Annotated in this window: 21 protein-coding genes; 10 read left to right on the top strand and 11 right to left on the bottom strand. The window is 71.4% G+C overall.

The window, feature by feature from the left end; all coding sequences use genetic code 11:
• Window positions 1-7: 7 nt before the first annotated feature.
• The 5 genes from ACFWPS_RS30190 to ACFWPS_RS30210 all read right to left on the bottom strand — a co-directional run bounded on the left by ACFWPS_RS30190 (window position 8) and on the right by ACFWPS_RS30210 (window position 4,775).
• A complete protein-coding gene (locus tag ACFWPS_RS30190; RefSeq protein WP_383710408.1) occupies window positions 8-1,585 on the bottom strand; it encodes an ABC transporter substrate-binding protein in 1,578 nt (525 codons plus the stop codon).
• 287 nt (window positions 1,586-1,872) lie between these two features.
• Entirely contained in the window at window positions 1,873-2,634 is a 762-nt protein-coding gene (locus tag ACFWPS_RS30195) for an SDR family oxidoreductase (RefSeq protein ID WP_383710411.1), read from the bottom strand.
• A 31-nt stretch (window positions 2,635-2,665) separates the two neighbouring features.
• Window positions 2,666-3,427 (bottom strand): 3-oxoacyl-ACP reductase FabG, encoded by a 762-nt coding sequence (gene fabG, locus ACFWPS_RS30200; protein WP_089105586.1) that lies wholly within the window; start codon window positions 3,425-3,427, stop codon window positions 2,666-2,668.
• Window positions 3,428-3,564: 137 nt separating this feature from the next.
• On the bottom strand, window positions 3,565-4,014 hold the full coding sequence (locus ACFWPS_RS30205; RefSeq protein WP_383710414.1) for a DUF3037 domain-containing protein: 450 nt from the start codon (window positions 4,012-4,014) through the stop codon (window positions 3,565-3,567).
• A complete protein-coding gene (locus tag ACFWPS_RS30210; RefSeq protein WP_383710416.1) occupies window positions 4,011-4,775 on the bottom strand; it encodes a HipA family kinase in 765 nt (254 codons plus the stop codon). The genes ACFWPS_RS30205 and ACFWPS_RS30210 overlap by 4 nt, the downstream gene beginning before the upstream one ends.
• 460 nt (window positions 4,776-5,235) lie before the next feature.
• On the opposite strand from ACFWPS_RS30210, the gene ACFWPS_RS30215 reads away from it, so the two are divergent.
• From ACFWPS_RS30215 to ACFWPS_RS30225, 3 genes are all read left to right on the top strand, one after another.
• Window positions 5,236-6,165, top strand: a complete 930-nt coding sequence (locus tag ACFWPS_RS30215; RefSeq protein WP_383710419.1) for an SDR family NAD(P)-dependent oxidoreductase — start codon at window positions 5,236-5,238, stop codon at window positions 6,163-6,165.
• A complete protein-coding gene (locus ACFWPS_RS30220; RefSeq protein WP_383710421.1) occupies window positions 6,162-6,962 on the top strand; it encodes a helix-turn-helix transcriptional regulator in 801 nt (266 codons plus the stop codon). Before ACFWPS_RS30215 ends, ACFWPS_RS30220 begins: the two co-directional genes overlap by 4 nt.
• A 207-nt stretch (window positions 6,963-7,169) precedes the next feature.
• Window positions 7,170-7,670, top strand: coding sequence for a Rieske (2Fe-2S) protein (locus ACFWPS_RS30225; RefSeq protein ID WP_383710424.1), 501 nt, complete (start codon window positions 7,170-7,172; stop codon window positions 7,668-7,670).
• A 3-nt stretch (window positions 7,671-7,673) separates the two neighbouring features.
• On the opposite strand, the gene ACFWPS_RS30230 is transcribed toward ACFWPS_RS30225, so the two are convergent.
• Window positions 7,674-8,321 (bottom strand): cysteine hydrolase, encoded by a 648-nt coding sequence (locus tag ACFWPS_RS30230; protein WP_383710425.1) that lies wholly within the window; start codon window positions 8,319-8,321, stop codon window positions 7,674-7,676.
• Window positions 8,322-8,403: 82 nt separating this feature from the next.
• On the opposite strand from ACFWPS_RS30230, the gene ACFWPS_RS30235 reads away from it, so the two are divergent.
• Window positions 8,404-8,871: a pyridoxamine 5'-phosphate oxidase family protein gene (locus tag ACFWPS_RS30235; protein ID WP_383710427.1), complete on the top strand. Its 468-nt coding sequence runs from the start codon at window positions 8,404-8,406 to the stop codon at window positions 8,869-8,871.
• A 20-nt stretch (window positions 8,872-8,891) separates the two neighbouring features.
• Here ACFWPS_RS30235 and ACFWPS_RS30240 read toward each other — a convergent pair whose 3' ends face one another.
• Window positions 8,892-9,794: a LysR family transcriptional regulator gene (locus ACFWPS_RS30240; RefSeq protein ID WP_383710431.1), complete on the bottom strand. Its 903-nt coding sequence runs from the start codon at window positions 9,792-9,794 to the stop codon at window positions 8,892-8,894.
• A gap of 74 nt (window positions 9,795-9,868) precedes the next feature.
• Between ACFWPS_RS30240 and ACFWPS_RS30245 the strand changes: the two genes are divergently transcribed.
• Window positions 9,869-10,828: a DMT family transporter gene (locus tag ACFWPS_RS30245; RefSeq protein ID WP_383710433.1), complete on the top strand. Its 960-nt coding sequence runs from the start codon at window positions 9,869-9,871 to the stop codon at window positions 10,826-10,828.
• A 110-nt stretch (window positions 10,829-10,938) separates the two neighbouring features.
• Here the strand turns inward: ACFWPS_RS30245 and ACFWPS_RS30250 are convergent, their stop codons facing one another.
• On the bottom strand, window positions 10,939-12,270 hold the full coding sequence (locus ACFWPS_RS30250) for an aminotransferase class I/II-fold pyridoxal phosphate-dependent enzyme (protein WP_383710435.1): 1,332 nt from the start codon (window positions 12,268-12,270) through the stop codon (window positions 10,939-10,941).
• Window positions 12,271-12,306: 36 nt separating this feature from the next.
• Between ACFWPS_RS30250 and ACFWPS_RS30255 the strand changes: the two genes are divergently transcribed.
• On the top strand, window positions 12,307-13,005 hold the full coding sequence (locus tag ACFWPS_RS30255; protein WP_383710438.1) for a pyridoxamine 5'-phosphate oxidase family protein: 699 nt from the start codon (window positions 12,307-12,309) through the stop codon (window positions 13,003-13,005).
• A gap of 130 nt (window positions 13,006-13,135) precedes the next feature.
• Here the strand turns inward: ACFWPS_RS30255 and ACFWPS_RS30260 are convergent, their stop codons facing one another.
• Together ACFWPS_RS30260 and ACFWPS_RS30265 are read right to left on the bottom strand one after the other, a co-directional pair.
• Window positions 13,136-14,104: a DMT family transporter gene (locus ACFWPS_RS30260; protein ID WP_383710442.1), complete on the bottom strand. Its 969-nt coding sequence runs from the start codon at window positions 14,102-14,104 to the stop codon at window positions 13,136-13,138.
• Between the two features lie 52 nt (window positions 14,105-14,156).
• Window positions 14,157-14,732, bottom strand: a complete 576-nt coding sequence (locus ACFWPS_RS30265; RefSeq protein WP_383710444.1) for a Clp protease N-terminal domain-containing protein — start codon at window positions 14,730-14,732, stop codon at window positions 14,157-14,159.
• A gap of 227 nt (window positions 14,733-14,959) precedes the next feature.
• Here ACFWPS_RS30265 and ACFWPS_RS30270 point away from each other — a divergent pair, with 227 nt between their 5' ends.
• Complete coding sequence (locus ACFWPS_RS30270; protein ID WP_383710447.1) at window positions 14,960-15,163, top strand: hypothetical protein; 204 nt, start codon at window positions 14,960-14,962, stop codon at window positions 15,161-15,163.
• A gap of 78 nt (window positions 15,164-15,241) precedes the next feature.
• Window positions 15,242-15,670, top strand: coding sequence for an SRPBCC family protein (locus ACFWPS_RS30275; RefSeq protein ID WP_089105600.1), 429 nt, complete (start codon window positions 15,242-15,244; stop codon window positions 15,668-15,670).
• 97 nt (window positions 15,671-15,767) lie between these two features.
• On the opposite strand, the gene ACFWPS_RS30280 is transcribed toward ACFWPS_RS30275, so the two are convergent.
• Window positions 15,768-16,403: a PadR family transcriptional regulator gene (locus ACFWPS_RS30280; RefSeq protein ID WP_383710450.1), complete on the bottom strand. Its 636-nt coding sequence runs from the start codon at window positions 16,401-16,403 to the stop codon at window positions 15,768-15,770.
• 783 nt (window positions 16,404-17,186) lie between these two features.
• Here ACFWPS_RS30280 and ACFWPS_RS30285 point away from each other — a divergent pair.
• Complete coding sequence (locus ACFWPS_RS30285; RefSeq protein WP_383710453.1) at window positions 17,187-18,356, top strand: serine hydrolase domain-containing protein; 1,170 nt, start codon at window positions 17,187-17,189, stop codon at window positions 18,354-18,356.
• A gap of 84 nt (window positions 18,357-18,440) precedes the next feature.
• Entirely contained in the window at window positions 18,441-19,889 is a 1,449-nt protein-coding gene (gene argG, locus ACFWPS_RS30290) for an argininosuccinate synthase (protein WP_383710455.1), read from the top strand.
• The last annotated feature ends 259 nt before the right edge of the window (window positions 19,890-20,148 follow it).

The following is a 20,148-nucleotide window of genomic DNA, read 5'->3' on the forward strand; positions in this document are numbered from 1 at the left end:
GGCCGTTTCACCAGCTGGTCTTGCGGTGCAGCTCCCACATCATCATGATCGTAGACGGGTCGAGCGCCTGTTCGCCGCCGGAGATGTCGTCGCTGGCCGCGACGTACTGGCGCCCCTGCCACAGCGGGATCAGCCGAGCGTCGTTGACGAGGATCCGCTGGGCCTCCTCGAAGTCCTTGACGGTCTCGCCGCGGTCGCTCTCGCTGCGCGACTCGGGCAGCAGCTTGCCGGTGATCACGGGTGACGGGTAGGGCGTGCCGAGGGCGTTCTGCTCGCCGACGAAGGGGGCGATGAAGTTGTCGGCGTCGGGGAAGTCCGGGAACCAGCCGCGGCCGAACACCGGGTACTCGCCCTTCTGGTAGCCGACGACATAGGTCTTCCAGGGACGGCTCCTGAGGGTGATCGTGAACAGCCCGGAGTCGTCCAGCTGCTGCTTGAGCTCCTGGAACATCTGGCCGGTCTCGGAGCCGTAGCGGTCGGTGGTGTACCAGAAGGTGAGCGGGACGCGCTGGGTGATGCCGGCGTCGGCGAGGATCTTGCGGGCCTTGGAGGTGCTGGGGTCGCCGTAGTCGTCGAAGAAGCCGGTGGTGTGGCCGGTCAGGCCCGCCGGGACCATGGAGTACAGCGGGTCGACGGTGTCCTTGTAGACCGTGTGGGCGATCGCGGCGCGGTCGACGAGCTGGGCGACGGCCTTGCGCACGGCGGGCACCTTGGCCCACGGGTCCTCGGGGTTGAACACCAGGTAGCTGATGTCGGTGCCGGTGCCGTCGATCAGCTGGAGGTCGGTGCTGCGGTGCGCCTCCAGGGCGACGATGTCGGAGGCGGCGAGGCCGCGGTAGGTGACGTCGATGTCCCCGGACCGCAGGGCCTTGACCATGGTGGCCGAGTCCTGGAAGTAGCGGATGGTCACCGCGTCGTTCTGCCGGTCGGCGAAGCCCTGGTAGGTGTCGTTGCGGACCAGTTCGGCCCGCTTGCCGTCGTCGTAGGACTTGAGGGTGTACGGCCCGGAGCCGCGCACGGAGTCGTCCTTGCGCAGCGAGTGGGCGGGGTAGTCGTCGGGGTCGACGATCGACATGGCCGGGGTGGCGAGCACGAACGGGAAGGTGGTGTCGGCCTTGTTGAGGTGGAAGACCACCTCGCGGTCGCCGATCGCCTGCACCCGGTCGAGGCTGCCGAGCAGTCCGGCCGGGCCGCTGGGCGCGTTGATGCTCCGGATCCGGTCGATGGAGTACTTGACGGCCGCGGCGTCGAGCTTGTCGCCGTCGGCGAACTTCAGTCCGGAGCGCAGTTCGCAGCGGTAGGTGCGGTCGCCGGAGTCCGTGAAGGCGCAGTTCCGCGCGGCGTCGGGCTGGGGGGTGGTGGCGCCGTCGGGGTAGGCGAGCAGCGTCTGGTAGACGTTCCGGAACAGCTCCCACGAGCCGTCCCACGATCCCGCCGGGTCAAGGGTGCTGGGGGCGCTGGTCGTCCCTACCACGATCGGCCCGCTGTTGCTTGTGCTGCTGCTGGAGAACACACCGCACCCGGCAACCAGAGATATGGACGCGACCGCGGCAACTCTTCGCAGGCCTCGGTTCCGGTTGAACACGCGCACGCTCCTCGATCCGCCGTACCAGGGCTCGGCGGCAGACCATACCGCAGCGTTGCGCGCCTTGAAGCACCCCGGAAACACGGGCGTTGATCGAATGTGCTATGACGACGTTGTCATGGAGCTGTGTGGATGTTGTGCGGCCGTCCGGGCGTCGTTTTCGTCGTTCCTGTGGCGAAATGTCTGTGCGGAAATGTCCGTGCGGAAATTTCGCCGCTGAACTTCCGTGCCGGGATTCCGGCGACGAAGACGACGCCCGGGGACGGGCCGGGAAACCTGTGGCGCCGTCAGCCCATGCCGGCGTTCAGGAAGATGCCGCCGTCGACGACGAGCGTCTGGCCGGTGATCCAGTCGGACTGCTCCGAGGTGAGGAACGCGGCGGCGCCGCCGATGTCGGAGGGCACGCCGAGCCGCTTGAGCGGGTAGCCCGCGGAGGCCTCCGCCTCGCGGCCCTCGTACAGGGCCTCGGCGAACTTGGTCTTGACGACCGCGGGGGCGATCGCGTTGACCCGGACGCCGGGGGCGAACTCGTGGGCCAGCTGCTGGGTCAGGTTGATCATCGCGGCCTTGCTGATGCCGTACGCGCCGATGAACGGCGAGGCCGACAGGCCGGCGACGGAGGCGATGTTGACGATGGCGCCGCCGTTGTCCTTCTGCCAGGCGTGCCAGGTCTTCTGGGCGAAGCCGAGGGCCGAGACCACGTTGGTCTCGAACACCTTGCGGGCCACGTCCAGGTCGACGTCGGCGATCGGGCCGAACACCGGGTTGGTGCCCGCGTTGTTGACCAGGTAGTCGACGCGGCCGAAGGCCGCCATGGTGCGCTCGACGACCTCGCTCTGGTGGGCCAGGTCGTGCGCCTTGCCTGCGATGCCGATGACGCGCTCGGCGCCGAGGCTCTCGACGGCCTCCTTGAGGGCGTCCTCGTTGCGGCCGGTGATGGCGACGCGGTCGCCGCGGGCGACCAGCGCCTCGGCGACGCCGTAGCCGATGCCGCGGCTCGCGCCGGTGATGACGGCGACCTTGCCGGACAGCTCGGGCAGTTCAGTCATGTCAGTGTTCCTCAGGTTCCCCGGTGGTCTTCTAGTCGAGCGGTCCGCCGGCCACGTACAGCACCTGGCCGGAGACGAAGCCCGCGGCCTCGTTCGTGAAGAAGGCGATGGCGTTGGCGATGTCCTCGGGCTCGCCGACGCGCTGCACGGGGATCTGGGTGGCGGCGGCGGCCTTGAACTCCTCGAAGCCCATCTTGACGCGCTCGGCGGTGGCCTTGGTCATCTCGGTGGCGATGAAGCCGGGGGCGACGGCGTTGGCGGTGATGCCGAACTTGCCGAGCTCGATGGCGAGGGTCTTGGTGAAGCCCTGCAGACCGGCCTTGGCGGCAGAGTAGTTGGCCTGGCCGCGGTTGCCGAGCGCCGAGGAGGAGGACAGGTTGACCACGCGCCCCCAGCCGGCCTCGACCATGTGCTGCTGGACGGCCTTGGTCATCAGGAAGGAGCCGCGCAGGTGCACGTTCAGGACCGTGTCCCAGTCGGACGCGGACATCTTGAACAGCAGGTTGTCACGGAGCACGCCGGCGTTGTTGACCAGGATGGTCGGGGCGCCCAGCTCCTCGACGACCCGCGCGATCGCGGCGGCCACCTGGGCCTCGTCGGAGACGTCGGCGCCGACCGCGATCGCCTTGCCGCCGGCCGCGGTGATCTTCTCGACGGTGTCCTTGCAGGCGGCCTCGTCGAGATCGATCACGGCGACCGCGCGGCCCTCGGCGGCCAGTCGTACGGCGGTGGCGGCGCCGATGCCGCGCGCGGCACCGGTGACGACGGCCACCCGCTGCTCAGTGCTGGACATTGCTGTTTCTCCTCGCCCTTGAGAACACCTGATCGAGAACCCGGCCGGCCAGTGAGCGACCGCTTAGTACCTTCGACAGACGTGACGCTAGAAGCCCCGGCACGCGGTGTCAACGTCACACAGCGCGGTGTGATCCATTACCTCACCAGGAGCTCCAGCAACCGCTCCGTCTCGGCGGCCGGATCGAGGGTGAGCCCGGTGTGCACCGGGCCCGGCTGTACGACGGTGGAGCGGGGCGCGACCAGCCAGCGGAAGCGCCGCCCCGGGTCGTCGCCGGCCGCGTGCCCCGCCGCCGCCCCGCCCGCGCAGACGCCCTCCACCGCGCCGAGCGCGGCCCGCACCCCGGCCACGTCCGCGTCCGGGTCCAGGGCCAGCAGCCTGGCCTCGTCGAGATGGGTGCGGGCGCCGACGTAGGTCTTGGCCCGGCAGTACACGATCACGCCTGCGTTGATGTACTCGCCGCGCTCGACACGGGGTACGACCCGCAGCAGGGCGTACTCGAAGACGTCCCGGTCGCCACCCTGGCCGGCCCGGGTGATGTGGCGCTCGGTCACATGTCCGGCCATGTAGATATGGGTCTCGCTCACTTGGCCCCCTCGATGCCGGTGATGCGTTCGTGGATGACGGCGGCCCGGGCGAGCAGCGGCCGCACGTAGGTGCGCCGCAGCTCGTCGGGGCTGTCGAAGCCGGGCTCGGCAGCGAGCCAGACGTCCGGGATCTCGGCGGTGACCTCGGCGAGCAGGTCCTCGGTGACCCGGGGCGCCAGCTCGGCGGCGGCCGCCCGGACGTCGGGGCCGAACCCGCTCAGCGCGTGGTCGGCGGCGTCGTACGGGCGGGCGGCGGACGCCTCGGCCGACGGCCAGTTGTGCTGCCAGATCATGGTGGCGCCGTGGTCGATGAGCCACAGGTCGCCGTGGTGGACCAGCAGGTTGGGGTTGCGCCAGGAGCGGTCGACGTTGTTGATCAACGCGTCGAACCAGACGATCCGCCCGGCCTCCTCTGGGCCGACTTCGAAGGCGAGCGGGTCGAAGCCGAGGGCGCCGGACAGGAAGTCCATGCCGAGGTTGGTGCCGCCGCTGCCCCGCAGCAGGTCCTGCACCTGCTGCTCGGGTTCGCCGAGCCCCAGCACCGGATCCAGTCCGACGGTGACCAGCCGGGGCATCCGGAACCCGAGCCGGCGCGCGAGTTCACCGCAGACGACCTCGGCGACCAGCGTCTTGCGGCCCTGCCCCGCACCCGTGAACTTCATGACGTACGTACCGAAGTCGTCGGCCTCGACGAGCCCCGGCAGCGAGCCACCCTCACGCAGGGGCGTGATGTAGCGGGTCGCGGTGACTTCTCGCAGCATTTTCCCAGGCCATCCAGCTTCTTGAGCATGCAGTCGACGGCCGGGGCTGTCAGGAGCAAGACGGGCGGGTCCTCCCCGGCAGCCCGTCGACGGCGATGCGCCCCTTGCTTCCGGCCTCCGGCATGAAGTGAGCATAGTAACCGAGCGTGACAGCAGGCCAGGAACCCCCGGCCTGCGCACCCAGGTCGCCGCACGGCCTCGGGACGAGGTCACCGAGTGGCCGTCAGCACACCGCCGAGCGGCGGGTGTTCCCCGCCGACCGGCAGCACGATCCCGCCCGGCCCGACGGCGAGGTCGCGGGTCCGTCGAGCAGAGCCGGGAAGGCGTGCGCACACCCTGCGCGAAGGGGCGCCATCCATGACTTCGGCGCATACCACCTGTTCCCAAGTCTCGTTGGCGTCATGTTCACCAGGGCTCCTACGGTGAGTGGGTGGAACCACCGTTTCAAGAGGAGTTCGGCATGATCACCACCCCCTTCGGCTTCTCCAGCACCGCGGCCGAGGTGGCCGCCGGCATCGACCTCTCCGGGCGCCGTGCACTGGTCACCGGGGCGTCCTCCGGGCTCGGGGCGGAGACGGCGCGGGTACTGGCCTCGCGGGGTGCTGAGGTCACCCTCGCCGTGCGGGACACGGCGGCCGGTGAGCGGGTGGCCAAGGACATCGGCTCCGCGACCGGCAGCGAGGCGCTTCGTGTCGCCCGTCTGGACCTGGCCGACCCCGCGTCCGTGACCGCGTTCACCACGGCCTGGCACGGCCCGCTGGACATCCTCGTCAACAACGCGGGCGTCATGGCCTGCCCGGAGCGGTACACGCCGCAGGGCTGGGAGCTGCAGTTCGCCACCAACCACCTCGGCCACTTCGCCCTGGCGACCGGTCTGCACGGCGCGCTGGCCGCGGCGGACGCCGCCCGCGTCGTCGTCGTGAGCTCCACCGGCCACCAGCGTTCCCCCGTCGTCCTCGACGACCTGCACTTCGGCTTCCGGGCCTACGAACCGTGGGCCGCGTACGCGCAGTCCAAGACCGCGAACGTGCTCTTCGCGGTCGAGGCCACCCGGTGCTGGGCGGCCGACGGCATCACCGCCAACGCCCTCATGCCGGGGGCCATCGTGACCAACCTCCAGCGGCACATCGGGGGCAGCAGCGGACGGGTGGCGGCCGATCAGATGAAGACGGTGGAGCAGGGCGCCGCCACCTCGCTGCTCCTCGCGGTCTCGCCGCTGCTGGACGGGGTGGGCGGGCGTTACTTCAACGACTGCAACGAGGCCGAGGTGGTCGACCGGCGCACCGGAACGCTGCACGGCGTCGCCCGGTACGCCATGGATCCGGAGAACGCCCGCCGGCTGTGGGACGTCTCCGAGGCCCTGCTGGCGGACGCCGTCGGTGCCTCGTGACCGACCTGGTCCAGCGCGACGAACTCGGCGCCTTTCTCCGCGCCCGGCGGGAGGCGACCGACCCGGCGGCGGCAGGCTTCCGGTCCGGGCCGCGGCGCCGTACCCCGGGGCTGCGCCGTGAGGAGCTGGCGCAGCTCGCCGGGCTGAGCGTCACCTGGTACACGTGGCTCGAACAGGGCCGAGACATCAGCGTGAGCAGGCAGGTCATCGAAAGCCTGGCCCGCGCGCTGCGGCTCTCCGGGCCGCAGCGCACGCACCTGTTGACACTGGCCGCCCTGGTGCCACCGCCGGGAGGTCCGGGGCCCGCGAAGGTCGATCCCCTCCTTGAGCGGCTGGTGCGGGAGCTGTTCCCGAAAGCCGCCTACGTGATGAACCCGTGGTGGGACCTGCTGGCGTACAACGACGCGTACGCCGAGCTGCTCGGCGGCCTCGACCAGCGGTCCGCGGACGAGCGGAACATCCTCTGGATCACCTTCGCCGAGTCGCGCGGTTCGGGACTGTTCGTCGACTGGCTCGGCGAGGCGCGGTCCCTCGTCGGCCAGTTGCGGGTGGCCCTCGCCCGGTATCCCGACGATCCGCGCGGCCCCGCGCTCCTCGAGTCACTGCTGAATTCCTCCGAGGCGTTCCGCGCACTGTGGGACGAGCGGAGCGTCAGCGGATTCACCTCCGCCCGGAAGGAGCTACGGCACCCACGGCTCGGCCGCATCGACCTGGACTGTCTGAAACTGTCGGACGCCCATGACGAAAAGCTTTCCCTCGTGGTCCTCCTGCCCGCCCAGGAGAGCGGCTCCGGGTAGCCGGACCGGGCAGAACCAGCGGGCGGGTGCCGTCGGTCGCCGGTCCCGCTGCGGCGCAGGTCAAGACCGACAGCGAACCGACAGCGCCGTTTTACCGAAGCCTCATGTCCAGGGGGTCACTATCTGGATGCCGTCTGAACAGGTGGTGCGCGAAGACCGTACCCCTGGACAGATCAACGAGAAGCTCCGCGGAAGGGAACCCCTCACATGACCAGCGCACCGCTCAACCCCTCAGCCGGACCGGGCCGCCGTACCGTCATGGCGGCGGCCGGAGCGGCGGGGCTCGCCGCCGCGCTGACCGCCTGTGGGTCGTCGGACGACGGCTCGTCGAGCACGACCACCACGAACAACAACGCCGGCGGTGGCTCCACCACCCAGGACAGCAACGGCTCGGCGGGCGGCTCCACGGCCGCGGCCGGCGGCACCGCGCTCGCCAAGACCACGGACATCCCCGAGGGCGGCGGCACGATCTACAAGGACCAGGCCGTGGTCGTGACCCAGCCGACGTCGGGCACGTACAAGGCGTTCTCGACCAAGTGCCCGCACGCCGGCTGCGCGGTGACGAGCATCGCCGCCGGAGAGATCGTCTGTCCTTGCCACGGCAGCAAGTTCGCCATCGCGGACGGCAGCGTGAAGCAGGGCCCGGCGACCACGGGTCTGACGGCCGCGAACATCACGGTCTCCGGCGACCAGATAACGCTGGCCTGATCCTCAGGACCGCCGGCGCGGTTGTCCGAGGCAGCCGAGCACCTCGTCCGTGGTCGCGACCGTGGCGACCAGTGCGAGGGTGTTGCGGACCATCGCGGGCGTGTACTCGGAGGGCACTCCCGCGATGGCGTCGGCCGGGACGACGGCCGTGTAGCCCCGGTTGACCGCGTCGAACACCGTGTTCGGGATGGCCACGTTGGCCGAGACACCGGTGACGACCAGGGTGCGGCAGCCGAGGTTGCGCAGCAGCGGGTCGACGTCGGTGCCCTGGATCGGCGACAGCCCGTGCAGCCGTCGTACGACGAGGTCCTCTTCCGAGACCTCGATGGGGGGCGCGACGCGGACCGCCGTCGTGCCGGACAGCTGCTGGACGGGCAGCCGTTCGGCGGCGCGGAACAGGCGGGCGTTGCGGTTGGCGCCCCGGCCGTCCGGGCGGCGCTCGGCGATCGCGTGGATCACCTGGACACCGGTGTCGTGCGCGCCGGCGACAAGACGGGCGATGTTGTTGAGAGCCCCCGACACCCGTGCTTCACGGGCGAGTTCGGGCAGCCCACTCTCCGGGCCGACCACACCCTGCTGGCACTCGACGGTGAGCAGCACGGTGCTCACCGGGTCGAGGAGTTCCGCGAGCCGTTCGTACGACGACGGCATGACGCCCCCTTCCGCCTTGGTGCGGGGCGGGTGACACTAACCGCCATCGCGCGGGAACGGAAGAAGAGAAGAAGGGGGCCGCATGACCGTCACTCAGCGCCGGGGCCGGAAGATCATGATGACGCCCGGTGAGCTGGACGAGTTCCTCACCACACAACGCACCTGCCGGGTCGCGACCGTCTCGGCGTCCGGCGCCCCGCACGTCAGCGCCCTGTGGTTCGCCTGGGACGGCAAATCGCTGTGGCTCTACTCGGTGGTGCGCAGCCAGCGCTGGAAGGACCTCGGCCGCGATCCGCGGGTGGCCGTCGTGGTCGACTCCGGCGAGGAGTACGACCAGTTGCGCGGCGTGGAGCTGAGAGGGACCGTCGAGTTCGTGGGCGAAGTCCCGCGCACCGGCGAACTGGTCGCCGAACTCGACTACGTCGAGACGGTGTTCGCCCGCAAGAACTTCGGCCTGGACGAGATGCCGCACGACGGCCGGCACGCCTGGGCGCGGCTGACCCCGACGAAGATCGCCTCCTGGGACTTCCGCAAGCTGGGCTCGGCGTAAGGCGGTTCGGAAAAGCCGGTTCAGGCGATCGCCTCGGCCGCGCCGCGCAGGGCCTGCACCGCCGCCCGGATCGACGGGCGGCGGTCGGCGTCGGCCCGCCAGACGACGTACACATGGCGGCGCACCCGCTGCTTCAGCGGCACCATGAGGACGCCCTCCGGCACCGGGTGGCGCCCCAGCAGCGGGGCGATGCAGACCCCCAACCCGGCCGCGACCAGGTTGAGTTGTGTGTGCGTCTCGGCCGCTCGGTGTCCGACGATGGGTTCGATGCCGCGCGAGCGGAGCGTGAACATCAGCCATTCGTGGCAGAACTCGCCCTCGCCCCAGGTGATCCACTCGTCCTCGGCGAACTCCCCCAGGTCGACCTCCTCGCGGTCGGCGAGCCGGTGCCCGGCCGGCAGGGCCACCTCGGCGGGGTCGTCCAGCAGCGGCGCCTTGACCAGCCCGTCGGGCAGCGGCATCGGCTTGTTGTACCAGTCCAGGACGACGGCGAGGTCGAGGTCGCCGCGGACGACCCCCGCGATGCCGTGCTCCGGTTCCAGCTCGCTGGAGCGGACGCGCAGTGCCGGGTGCCGGGTGCGCAGGGCGGACAGCGCGGTCGGGAACAGGCCGCGGGCGGCTGTCGGGAACGCGGACAGCCGGAGCTCGCCGACGACCTGGCCCCGGTGTGCCTCCAGGTCGGACTGGGCCAGCTCGACCTGGGAGAGGATCCGGGCCGCGTGCTCGGCGAGCAGCCGCCCGGCGTCGGTGAGCCGGATGCCCCGGCCGTTCTTCGCGAGGAGCTGCTGGTCCACCTCGCGCTCCAGCTTGCCCATCTGCTGCGACACCGCCGACGTCGTGACATGCAGGGCCTCGGCGGCGCCGCTGACCGAGCCGTGCCGGGCGAGGGCGTCGAGGGTGCGCAGGCGCTCCAGGTTCAACATGTAAGTGATTCTAAGAGGTACCGAGTGGAAAATCTCGATTGTGCTACGAAGTCCGCTCCCCCATGGTGGAGGGCATGAGCACCGTCACCACCGCCGCGACCAGCGGGCCGACCCTGGCCGCCGCCCCCTCCCGTCCCCGCCTCGACTGGCGCCTGCGCTTCGGCGCCCTGTCGCTGATCTGGGGCTTCAGCTTTCTCTTCATCAAGGTGGGGACGGAGGGCTACGCACCGTTCCAGGTCACCCTGGGCAGACTGGTCTTCGGTACGGCGGTCCTTGCGGCGGCGATGGCCGTGAAGCGGCAGCGGCTGCCGCGCGGGGCCGGTACCTGGGGGCATCTGGCGGTCGCCGCGTTCCTGCTCAACGCGCTGCCGTTCTCCCTCTTCGCCTACTCGGAGCTGACGATCCCGTCCACGCTGGCCGGGATCTGCAACGCGACCTCGCCGCTGTGGGGGATGGTGCTGTCGCTGGTGGCCCTGTCGGAGGACCGCCCGACGAGGGTTCGGTTCGCCGGACTCGGCCTGGGGTTCATCGGGGTGCTGACGGTGCTGGGAGCCTGGGAGGGCTTCCACGGCCTGGACGTCACGGGCACCGCGATGGCGCTGCTGGCCTCGCTGAGCTATCCGATCGGGTGGATCTACGTCCGGCGCACGCTGGCCGGGACGGGTGACTCGCATCTGGCGATGACCGGGGCGCAGCTGTTGCTGGCGACGGTTCAACTGGCCGTGGTGACACCGCTGTTCACGTCCTTCCCGGCGCACTTCGCGCTGGTCCCGCTGCTGGCGATCGCGGCACTGGGCGCACTGGGGACGGGGCTGGCGGTACTCGTCCAGTACGGGCTGGTGGCGGAGGTGGGGCCGACCACCGCCCAGATGGTCACCTACTTCATTCCCGTCATCGCCGCCGCGGCGGGGGTCGCGGTGCTGGGCGAGTCGCTGCGCTGGAGCACGCCGGTGGGAGCGGTGATCGTCCTCGCGGGAGCGGCCCTCACCCAGGTCAGGCCGCGCCCCGGCAGGGTGCAGACTGCGGCTGACTAGGCGGACCTGGTGAAATCGGCTGCGGAACTGCGCCCCGTCAGGGGCGCGGGGAACTGCGCGACCAGCCCCCACCGGCCCGCGGTGAACGAACGGCGCAACCAGCGGAGCGCTCAAGCCTGGATCCGGCCCTCCGTCGGCATCACCGCTCTCGCCACCGCCTCCGCCAGCGGACCGGCCTCCTCGGGTGTCAGCGTCGAGACGGTGATGCGGATGCCCGGTGGGGTCGCCAGGCGGTAGCGCGCGCCCGGGGCCACCGCCCAGCCCTCGTGCAGCAGCCGGGACACCGCGCCGGTCTCGTCCGGAACCGGGACCCAGACGTTCATGCCGCTGCGGCCGCGCGCCTCGACGCCGTGGTCCGCCAGCGCGTCGATGAGGAGTTCACGGCGGGCCCGGTACGCCGCCGCCACCTCCGGGCCGTTCACCGCACCGTCGGTCCACATCCGCACGACCGTGCGCTGCAGCAGCCGGCTCACCCAGCCCGGGCCCAGGCGCTGGCGCCCCCGCACCCGGTCGACCGTGACCTCGTCGCCGGTCAGGGTGGCCAGGCGCAGGTCGGGGCCGTAGGCCTTGGCGACCGAGCGGACGAAGGCCCAGTGCTGGGTGGCGCCCGCCAGGGGGTGCAGGGGGAGGTCGACGATGCCGTGGCCGTGGTCGTCCTCGATCAGCAGGGTGTGCGGGTGTGCGCGCAGGACGGCCCGCAGGGCACGCGCGCGTGCGGCGCTCACCACGGCGCCGGTGGGGTTGTGCGCCCGGGCCGTGACGATCAGGGCGCGCGCCCCGGACTCCAGGGCCAGGCGCAGGGCGTCGGCACGCGGCCCCTCGTCGTCGACGGCCACCGGGACGGTGCGCAGCCCCAGTGCGGGGATCAGGTCGAGGGTGCGGCCCCAGCCGGGGTCCTCGACGGCGACCGGGTCGCCGGGCTTGAGGTGCGCCAGCAGGACGCGTTCGGCGGCGTCCAGGGAACCCGAGGTGACGGTGAGCGGCCCCTCGGGCACGCCGTCGGCGGCCAGTGCGGCGCGCGCCATCCGCTCCAGCTCCGGCTCGACCGGGTCCGCGCCGTAGAGGACCGGGTCGCGGTCGCCCTCGGCCGCCACCGCCGCCAGGGCCGGCGCGAGACCGGGGAGCAGGGCTGGGTCAGGGTTGCCGGAGGACAGGTCGCGGACCCCGGCCGGGACGTCGACGCGGATCCCCTCCCGCCCGGTCGTGGCGGGCTTCGGCCGGATACGGCTCCCCCGCCGGCCGGCGGTCTCGATGACCCCGCGCTCGCGCAGGGTGCGGTACGCGGCCGCGACCGTATTGGGATTCACCCCCAGCCTGCTCGCCAACTCCCGCATCGGGGGCAGCAGTTGCCCCGGCTCCAGCTCCCCGGAACCCACCGCGCGCTCGACGCTGGCCGCAATCTCTGCTGCGCCGCGCCCTTCGATCCGATATTCTCCTAGCACAAACAACATTATGCACTAGTGCAATGGAGAAACGCAATGGAGACAGCCGTGCAGGGGACCGTGCCGGGCCGGCCCGCCCAGCCCGCCGCCTACGCCAAGACCGACCGCACCGTTCCCACCCGCTCCGCCGACCGGGCGTCGTACGACAGGGAACTGGTGCACGCGATCCTCGACGAGGGCTACCTCTGCCACCTCGGCTTCGTGCGCGACGGCGCGCCGGTGGTGCTGCCGACGTTGTACGGCCGGGTCGGCGAGGTCCTGTACCTGCACGGCTCGACGGGCTCGCGGCCGCTGCGCATGACCGGCCAGGCCGACCCCGGACTCGCGGTGTGCGTGACGGTCACCCACGTCGACGGCCTCGTGCTGGCCCGCTCGGCCTTCCACCACTCGGTCAACTACCGCTCCGTGGTGGTGCACGGCATCGCCCACCAGGTCACCGACCCCGAGGAGAAGTGCCGCGCGCTGGACGCCCTGGTCGACCACGTGGTGCCGGGCCGGGCCGCCGACTCCCGCCCCGCCGACAAGAAGGAACTGGCCGCGACCGCGGTGATCCGCCTCAACCTGAAGGAGGTCTCCGCCAAGACCCGCACGGGCGGCGCGAACGACGAGCCGGAGGACCTGGACCTCCCGCACTGGGCGGGCGTGCTGCCGCTGCGGAAGGGGTACGACGCCCCGATCGCGAACGGGGACCTGGCGGCGGACGTCGCGGTGCCGCAGTACTTGAAGACCCGCTGATGTGCAGCGCCCCCTCGGGAGCGCGGGACCGTGTCCGATGTGCGGCTCCGCCGCGACGGGGCCCCGGGTTCGAGCGATGCCGAGAACTCGGGGGAGCGGCCGGCCACCACCGACCGGCGGCCGACAACGCTCAGACCGCCGGTTCCCGTACGACACCCTCACCACGCGCCAAGGGCTCGGCGGAGCCCTTGGCAGGCGTGGCGGACTGCGCGATGAACGCCCCGGCCAGTACGACAACCCCACCCACCACCTGCGGCGCACCCAGCCGCTCCCCCAGCAGCACCCACGCCAGCACGGTCGCCACCACCGCCTCCAGACAGGCCACCACCCCCGCCACCTGCGGAGACAACCGCCGTACCGACACCACACCGGTGCCGTACGCGACGACCGTCGCGACCAGCACGATCCACCCGAGCAGCCCGACGGCCGGGACCGTCCAGCCGTTCATCCGGGCACTGCCCGCCAGCAGCGACCAGTCCATCTCCCACGGCCGGGCCACCACGGTGAGCAGGCCCGCCCCGACCAGCAGCCCGTACGCGATCACCCCCAGCGGGTCCGCCCCCTCGCCGCCGCCGTGGTCGGCGAGCACGAAGTACCCCACCTGACAGCACGCCGCCGCCAGCGCCAGCACCAGCCCCAGGGCGTCGAACCGCAGCCCCGACCAGACCTCCACCACGCACGCGAGGCCGCCCGCCGCGAGGACCACGCCGAGCGCGGCGGCACGGGTGACCGGCCGTCGCTGTACGAACCGGACCCAGCCGAGCACCAGCGCGGGAGCGAGGTACTCCACGAGCAGCGCCACACCCACCGGTATCCGGGAGATGGCGGCGAAGTAGCAGGCCTGGACGCCGGCCACGCCGAGCAGTCCGAACCCGGCGAGCAGCGCCGGCCGACGGCGCGGCAGGTCGCGGTGGCGGACCGCCAGCGGAAGCATCACCAGGGCGGCGCCCGCCACGCGCAGCCACACCACGTCCAGCGGCGCGAGCCCGGCCTCGATCAGGGGCTTGGCCGCGACGCCGGAGCCGCCGAAGGCGAGCGCCGACCCGAGGGCGAGGGAGAGCCCGAGGCTCTTGCCATGGCTGCTTTCCGTGGTGTGCACCGGGACATGATGCCAGCGGGCGACATGAGCGTCACCCTCTATGACACCTGTCTCAACGGCTGGACGTGCGGTGTTCCGTCCCGGCTTCCCGGACCGTCCCGTCCCCGTCTATCCGCACGGCCAGCGCTCGGGCGGCCACCCCGGCCCGCTCCAGCACCTCCACGGCCCGGGACTCCGGGTCGAGGACCAGGCCCGCGAGCAGGTCGATACCGTCGGCGTGGACCTCGCCACGGCGCCGCGCGCGGCTGCGGGCGTACTCCAGAGCGGCCGTGGCCACCGGCGACCAGGCGCCGTCACCCCTGCCCTCGGCGCGCGGAAGGGCCGGCAGGGCGCCGGAGTCCTCGACCCCGCCCTGCCAGCGCAGGCCGTAGCCGATGCTGCGCTGCACGAGATAGCCGAGCAGGCGGGCGAGTTGCGGGGCGTCACCGATGGCGTCGCGCACCTCGGGGTCGTACTCGATCAGCGAGTGCAGCAGATGGGCGGTGTCGACCTGACGGTCCCCGTCCCGTACGGCCCGGCGGCGGGCACCGGCGACCACCGCTGCCGGTCCGGCTCCGAGCCCGGCATCGTCGTCCGCGTGGATACTGCCCTGGTCCTGGGCGGGCTGGCGGGGAATACGGGGTTGCACATCCCCTACCTCATCAATCCCAGGGCTCCGAGTCATCGGCGGGGGGAAGCATTTTCGCGTCCCACGCAGAGTGGACGCGGATGGCCGGAATCTCCTCCTTACGGATGAGATCAGACCGATTCCGGCCACCGGGGCGCGCGCCGACTTGCCGCGCGCCCCATGCGCAACCGCCGCGCACCCGCCGTACGTCCCTCACTGACGTGGAGAGCGGGTGCTGTTGCTGGCTGGTGGCTCTGCAGGCGGTCGACGGCAGGCAGTACGTGTACCGGGTGTACGCCCCGGCCGACGCACTGCCCGCGGACCTGTTCTGGGACGCCTGGCACTGCCACGACGCGAGCGCGTTCCCGCGCGCGTGGGACCTGTTCGACGCGGCACTGATACGGCGGATCGGCGGAGGGGCAGGGGTGGCCCCGGATCCACACATTTCCTGACGGTTCATCAGTATTGAATGTTCGAGGCCCTGCGGCTACGTTCCGCGACACCGTAGCCCGACACGAAGGGGTGGCCCGATGGCCGAAGTCAGCGCGGAGGCACGCATCCAGGCACCGGCCGAGAAGGTGTGGGCACAGCTCACCGACTGGTCGGCGTACGGCGAGTGGAACGCGACCCACACCAACTTTCCCAAGGGCGGCCCGGAGACCCTGGCGGTGGGCGGCACCTTCCAGGAGAACATGAAGCTGATGGGCTTCCCGGCGGAGGTCGAGTGGACCATCGAGGAGCTGGAGCCGGCGCGGGTGCTGGCGATCCGCGGCAAGGGCCCGATGGCGGTGACCGTCGCCACCCGCTACACGCTGACCCCGGACGGGGACGCGACGGGAGTGCGGATCGACGGCGAGTTCACGGGCGCGGCCGTGTCGCTGATGGCGGGCAAGCTCAAGGACTCGGCGACGGCAGCACTGAACGAGTCGCTGCGCAAGCTGGGCGGACTGGTGGCCTGAGCCGCCCGGCCCACCGGACGGACCGGACACCCCGGACGCGCCGGGGCGCCCCGCGGATCATTCCGCGGGGCGCCCGGTCTCACCTCGTGCCCGAGGGTCAGTCCTCGTCGGCGAGGATGAGGTACAGCTTCTTGCGGGTCTCGTTGATGACGGCCAGCGCCTTCTCGCGCTGCTCCTTACTACCGGTCTTCCAGACCTGCCCGAAGGCCTCCATGAGACCGAAGCCGGCCTGGCGGATCTCGCTCAGGGCCTCGAAGTCGACCCCGCGGGAAGCCTCTTCCCAGGGGGCGTCCGGCCCCTCGTCGGCCGCGGTGCGGCCGCTGTCGGTGAGGGAGAACAGCTTCTTGCCGCCCTCGCTCTCGCTGGCGATCAGGCCCTCGTCCTCCAGCAGCTGGAGGGTGGGGTAGACCGAGCCGGGGCTGGGCTTCCACGCACCGCCGCTGCGCTCGGCGATCTCCTGGATCATCTCGTAACCGTGCATCGGGCGGTCCTTCAGCAGGGCCAGGATCGAGGCCCGTACGTCACCGCGCCGCGCCCTTCCCCTGGGACCCCCGCGTCCTCGCGGCCCCCAGTGCCCCGGTCCGAAACCAGGACCGCCGGGGCCGAAGCCGGGGCCACCCGGACCGAAGGGCCCGAACGCCGCACGCCGACCGTCACGTCCACCGAAGCCGCCCCGCCCGTACGGGTGGGAGCCGCTCTGACCATGTCCACGCTCGAATCCGTGGGAACGCATAGCAATCACTCCATTCATCTTTGATCTGTCGCGTATCGTTCGCGATGCTTCGACGATATATCGGAAGCGTTCGGATGGCAAGCCCCTGCTTCACCCGCCGACGTCCCCCGTGCCGGGGTGGCCGTGGACTCGTATCCGGGTGCCGTCGGTGTCCGCTGCAGGACTGTGCGACGGGCCTGGCTTCATCCACCCGAATGCGGTCCGTCGCTCCGGGGCCGTCCCGGCCGGAGCCTCGGCCATGCCCTGGAGCACCCATGTCACGCATGCCCGGCGCCGTCTGGCGGCCCGTCGTCAACACCCACAAGAACGGTGTCCTTGAACACCGAGGCCTGGTCCTGCACGTCCAGGATGGCAACAACAGCCCCTACGCACCGACACGCCACGAGTCCGGTCCACAGCGGACTGATCACACGAGTCCGTGACTACGCGGCCGGTTCGGGGGTCGCCGGCGCCAGAGGACGGAGGCCGGACCAGCATGGCCGCATGCGCCCCTCCTGCGACGGGCCGGCACTGCCGACGTGCCGCCCGGTCGCCGCCGCCCGGTACCAGCCCGGGAAGTGACGCTCACCTCGGGACCAGCGGAACGTACATACCAGATCCAGCACCCCCAACGCACGCAACCGCGCGACTGGGTTCGCTGAGGCAGAAGCCCGAACGACTCGGTTCATGGAGAAAGCGACCCGTTTGAGTGAGACGGGACAGCCGATCCGGGGGGAAACCCCCTTCCCGATCCGGGGGTGCGTCGGATCGCGCCCCGGCGAGGGCGAAAATTAGCGTTCGGCCATGACGTCGACACTTCGGAAGCGCCTCGCTATGGCACTCGCGGTCACCACACTGCTCGCCGCCGAGACGGCCGACGCCGTCGCCCAGTCCGCCGGCCCCTCCGCCGTGGAGCGGCTACGCCGGGACACCGCGGCGATCCAGGCCCTCGGTGTCAGCGGTGTGCAGGCTCGCGTGATCGGGCCCGACGGTCGGCAGTCGGTCGCCACCAGCGGCACCGCCGACCTGGCCACCGGGCGCCCGGTCTCTTCCGACGGCTACTTCCGCATGGCCAGCACGTCCAAGACGCTGGTCGCCACCGTGGTCCTCCAACTGGAGGCCGAGGGCCGGCTGTCCCTGGACGACACGGTCGACCACTGGCTGCCCGGAGTGGTGCGGGACAACGGCAACGACGGCCGCCGGATCACCCTCCGCCAGCTCCTCCAGCACACCAGTGGCATCCACGACGACCTGCCCGGATACACCACTCCGGAGGAGTACCACCAGCAGCGCCACGACGTGTACGGCCCCGAGCAGCTGGTCGACCGGGCCATGGCGCACGCGCCGGACTTCCCGCCCGGCGACGGCTGGGAGTACTCCAGCACCGGCTACGTCCTGCTCGGCATGATCATTCAGAAGGCCACCGGCCGACCCGCCCACCGGGCGATCGAAGACCGCATCCTGCGCCCGCTCGGCCTCGACCGGACCCGGTGGGTCGGCACCTCGCCCACCCTGCCCCGCCCGCATGCCGAGGCCTACCAGCGCTTCGGCCCCGGTTCCGTGGTGGACGTCACCGACCAGATACCGGTCGACCACGAGAACCTCTCGTGGGTCACGACCACACGGGACGAGAACGGCCTCCTCCGCGCACTGCTCGCCGGCCGCCTGCTACCGGCGCGGCAGCTGGCCGAGATGAAGCGGACCGTCCCCGTGAGCGCGGAGGTCCAACAGCTTTGGCCCGGCGGCCGGTACGGGCTCGGCCTGGCCGAACGCCCGCTGAGCTGCGGCGGAACCTACTGGAGCCACGAGGGCGGGGACGGCGGCTACATCACGCTCAACGGCGTCACCGGCGACGGCGAACGAAGTGCCGTGGTCCCCATGTCCGAGGCCCGCGGCGACACCCCGGAGCACATCCTGGGCCAGGAGAACGCGGCGAGCGCCCTGATCGACCACGCCCTGTGCGCCTCCCCGTGACCGGAGGCCGCGTCGCGACGGGCGGAGCGGGATGCGCCCAACAGGGACGTTGCATGACCATGCGTTCTCATGCATAATCTTCCTATGTCCAAGGTCCTCACCTCCCTTCCCGCCGGCGAGCGCGTCGGCATCGCCTTCTCCGGCGGGCTCGACACCTCCGTGGCGGTCGCGTGGATGCGCGACAAGGGCGCCGTCCCGTGCACCTACACCGCCGACATCGGCCAGTACGACGAGCCCGACATCGCCTCGGTGCCCGGTCGTGCGCACACCTACGGTGCCGAGATCGCGCGCCTGGTCGACTGCCGGGCCGCGCTGGTCGAGGAGGGCCTGGCCGCGCTCACCTGCGGTGCGTTCCACATCCGCTCGGGCGGGAGGGCGTACTTCAACACCACGCCGCTCGGCCGGGCCGTCACCGGCACGCTGCTGGTGCGGGCCATGCTGGAGGACGACGTCCAGATCTGGGGCGACGGCTCGACCTTCAAGGGCAACGACATCGAGCGGTTCTACCGGTACGGGCTGCTCGCCAACCCGCACCTGCGGATCTACAAGCCGTGGCTGGACGCGGACTTCGTGACCGAGCTCGGCGGCCGCAAGGAGATGTCCGAGTGGCTGGTGGCCCACGGGCTGCCGTACCGGGACAGCACCGAGAAGGCGTACTCCACCGACGCCAACATCTGGGGTGCCACACACGAGGCGAAGACCCTGGAGCACCTGGACAACGGCATCGAGACCGTCGAGCCGATCATGGGCGTGCGGTTCTGGGACCCCGAGGTCGAGATCCTCCCCGAGGACGTCACGATCGGCTTCGACCAGGGCCGCCCCGTGACCATCAACGGCAAGGAGTTCGAGACCGCCGTCGAGCTGGTCATGGAGGCCAACGCGATCGGCGGCCGGCACGGGCTCGGCATGTCCGACCAGATCGAGAACCGGATCATCGAGGCCAAGAGCCGGGGCATCTACGAGGCGCCCGGCATGGCGCTGCTGCACGCGGCGTACGAGCGGCTCGTCAACGCGATCCACAACGAGGACACGGTCGCGCAGTACCACAACGAGGGCCGGCGGCTCGGACGGCTGATGTACGAGGGCCGGTGGCTGGACCCGCAGGCGCTGATGATCCGCGAGTCGCTGCAGCGGTGGGTCGGCGCGGCCGTCACCGGTGAGGTGACGCTGCGGCTGCGCCGTGGCGAGGACTACTCGATCCTCGACACGACGGGGCCTGCGTTCAGCTACCACCCCGACAAGCTGTCGATGGAGCGCACCGAGGACGCGGCGTTCGGTCCGGTGGACCGGATCGGCCAGCTCACCATGCGCAACCTGGACATCGCCGACTCCCGCGCGAAGCTGGAGCAGTACGCGGGGCTGGGCCTGATCGGTTCCGCCAACCCGGCGATCGGTGCGGCGCAGGCGGCGGCGACCGGTCTGATCGGCAGCATGCCGGAGGGGGGCGCCGAGGCGATCGCGTCCCGCGGGGAGGCTGCGCCGGACGCCGACGAACTGCTGGACCGGGCGGCGATGGAACTGGGCACGGACTGAGCGTTCCGCTCAGGAGGGCCGACTCGGTGACGGGTCGGCCCTTTTCGTCGGCAGGGGTGTGTGAGGGGGCGTCAGCGCCGTGGGAACCGAGGCCGACCGGCCGGTGCGGCGCCGTTGTGCGTCTTCGCGCAGTTCCTCCCCCAGCCTTCGGCCGGGGGAGGCATCCTGCAAGCGCCGGTAAGCGACACCCTGCCCCCCATTTGGCCGCACTTCGCGGAAATCGGGCCAGGGCTCCGGGATTGGCCTTGGTCGGGGGCGG

It is taken from the genome of Streptomyces sp. NPDC058457, from assembly GCF_042720695.1.
In the GTDB taxonomy this organism is placed as follows: Bacteria; Actinomycetota; Actinomycetes; order Streptomycetales; family Streptomycetaceae; genus Streptomyces.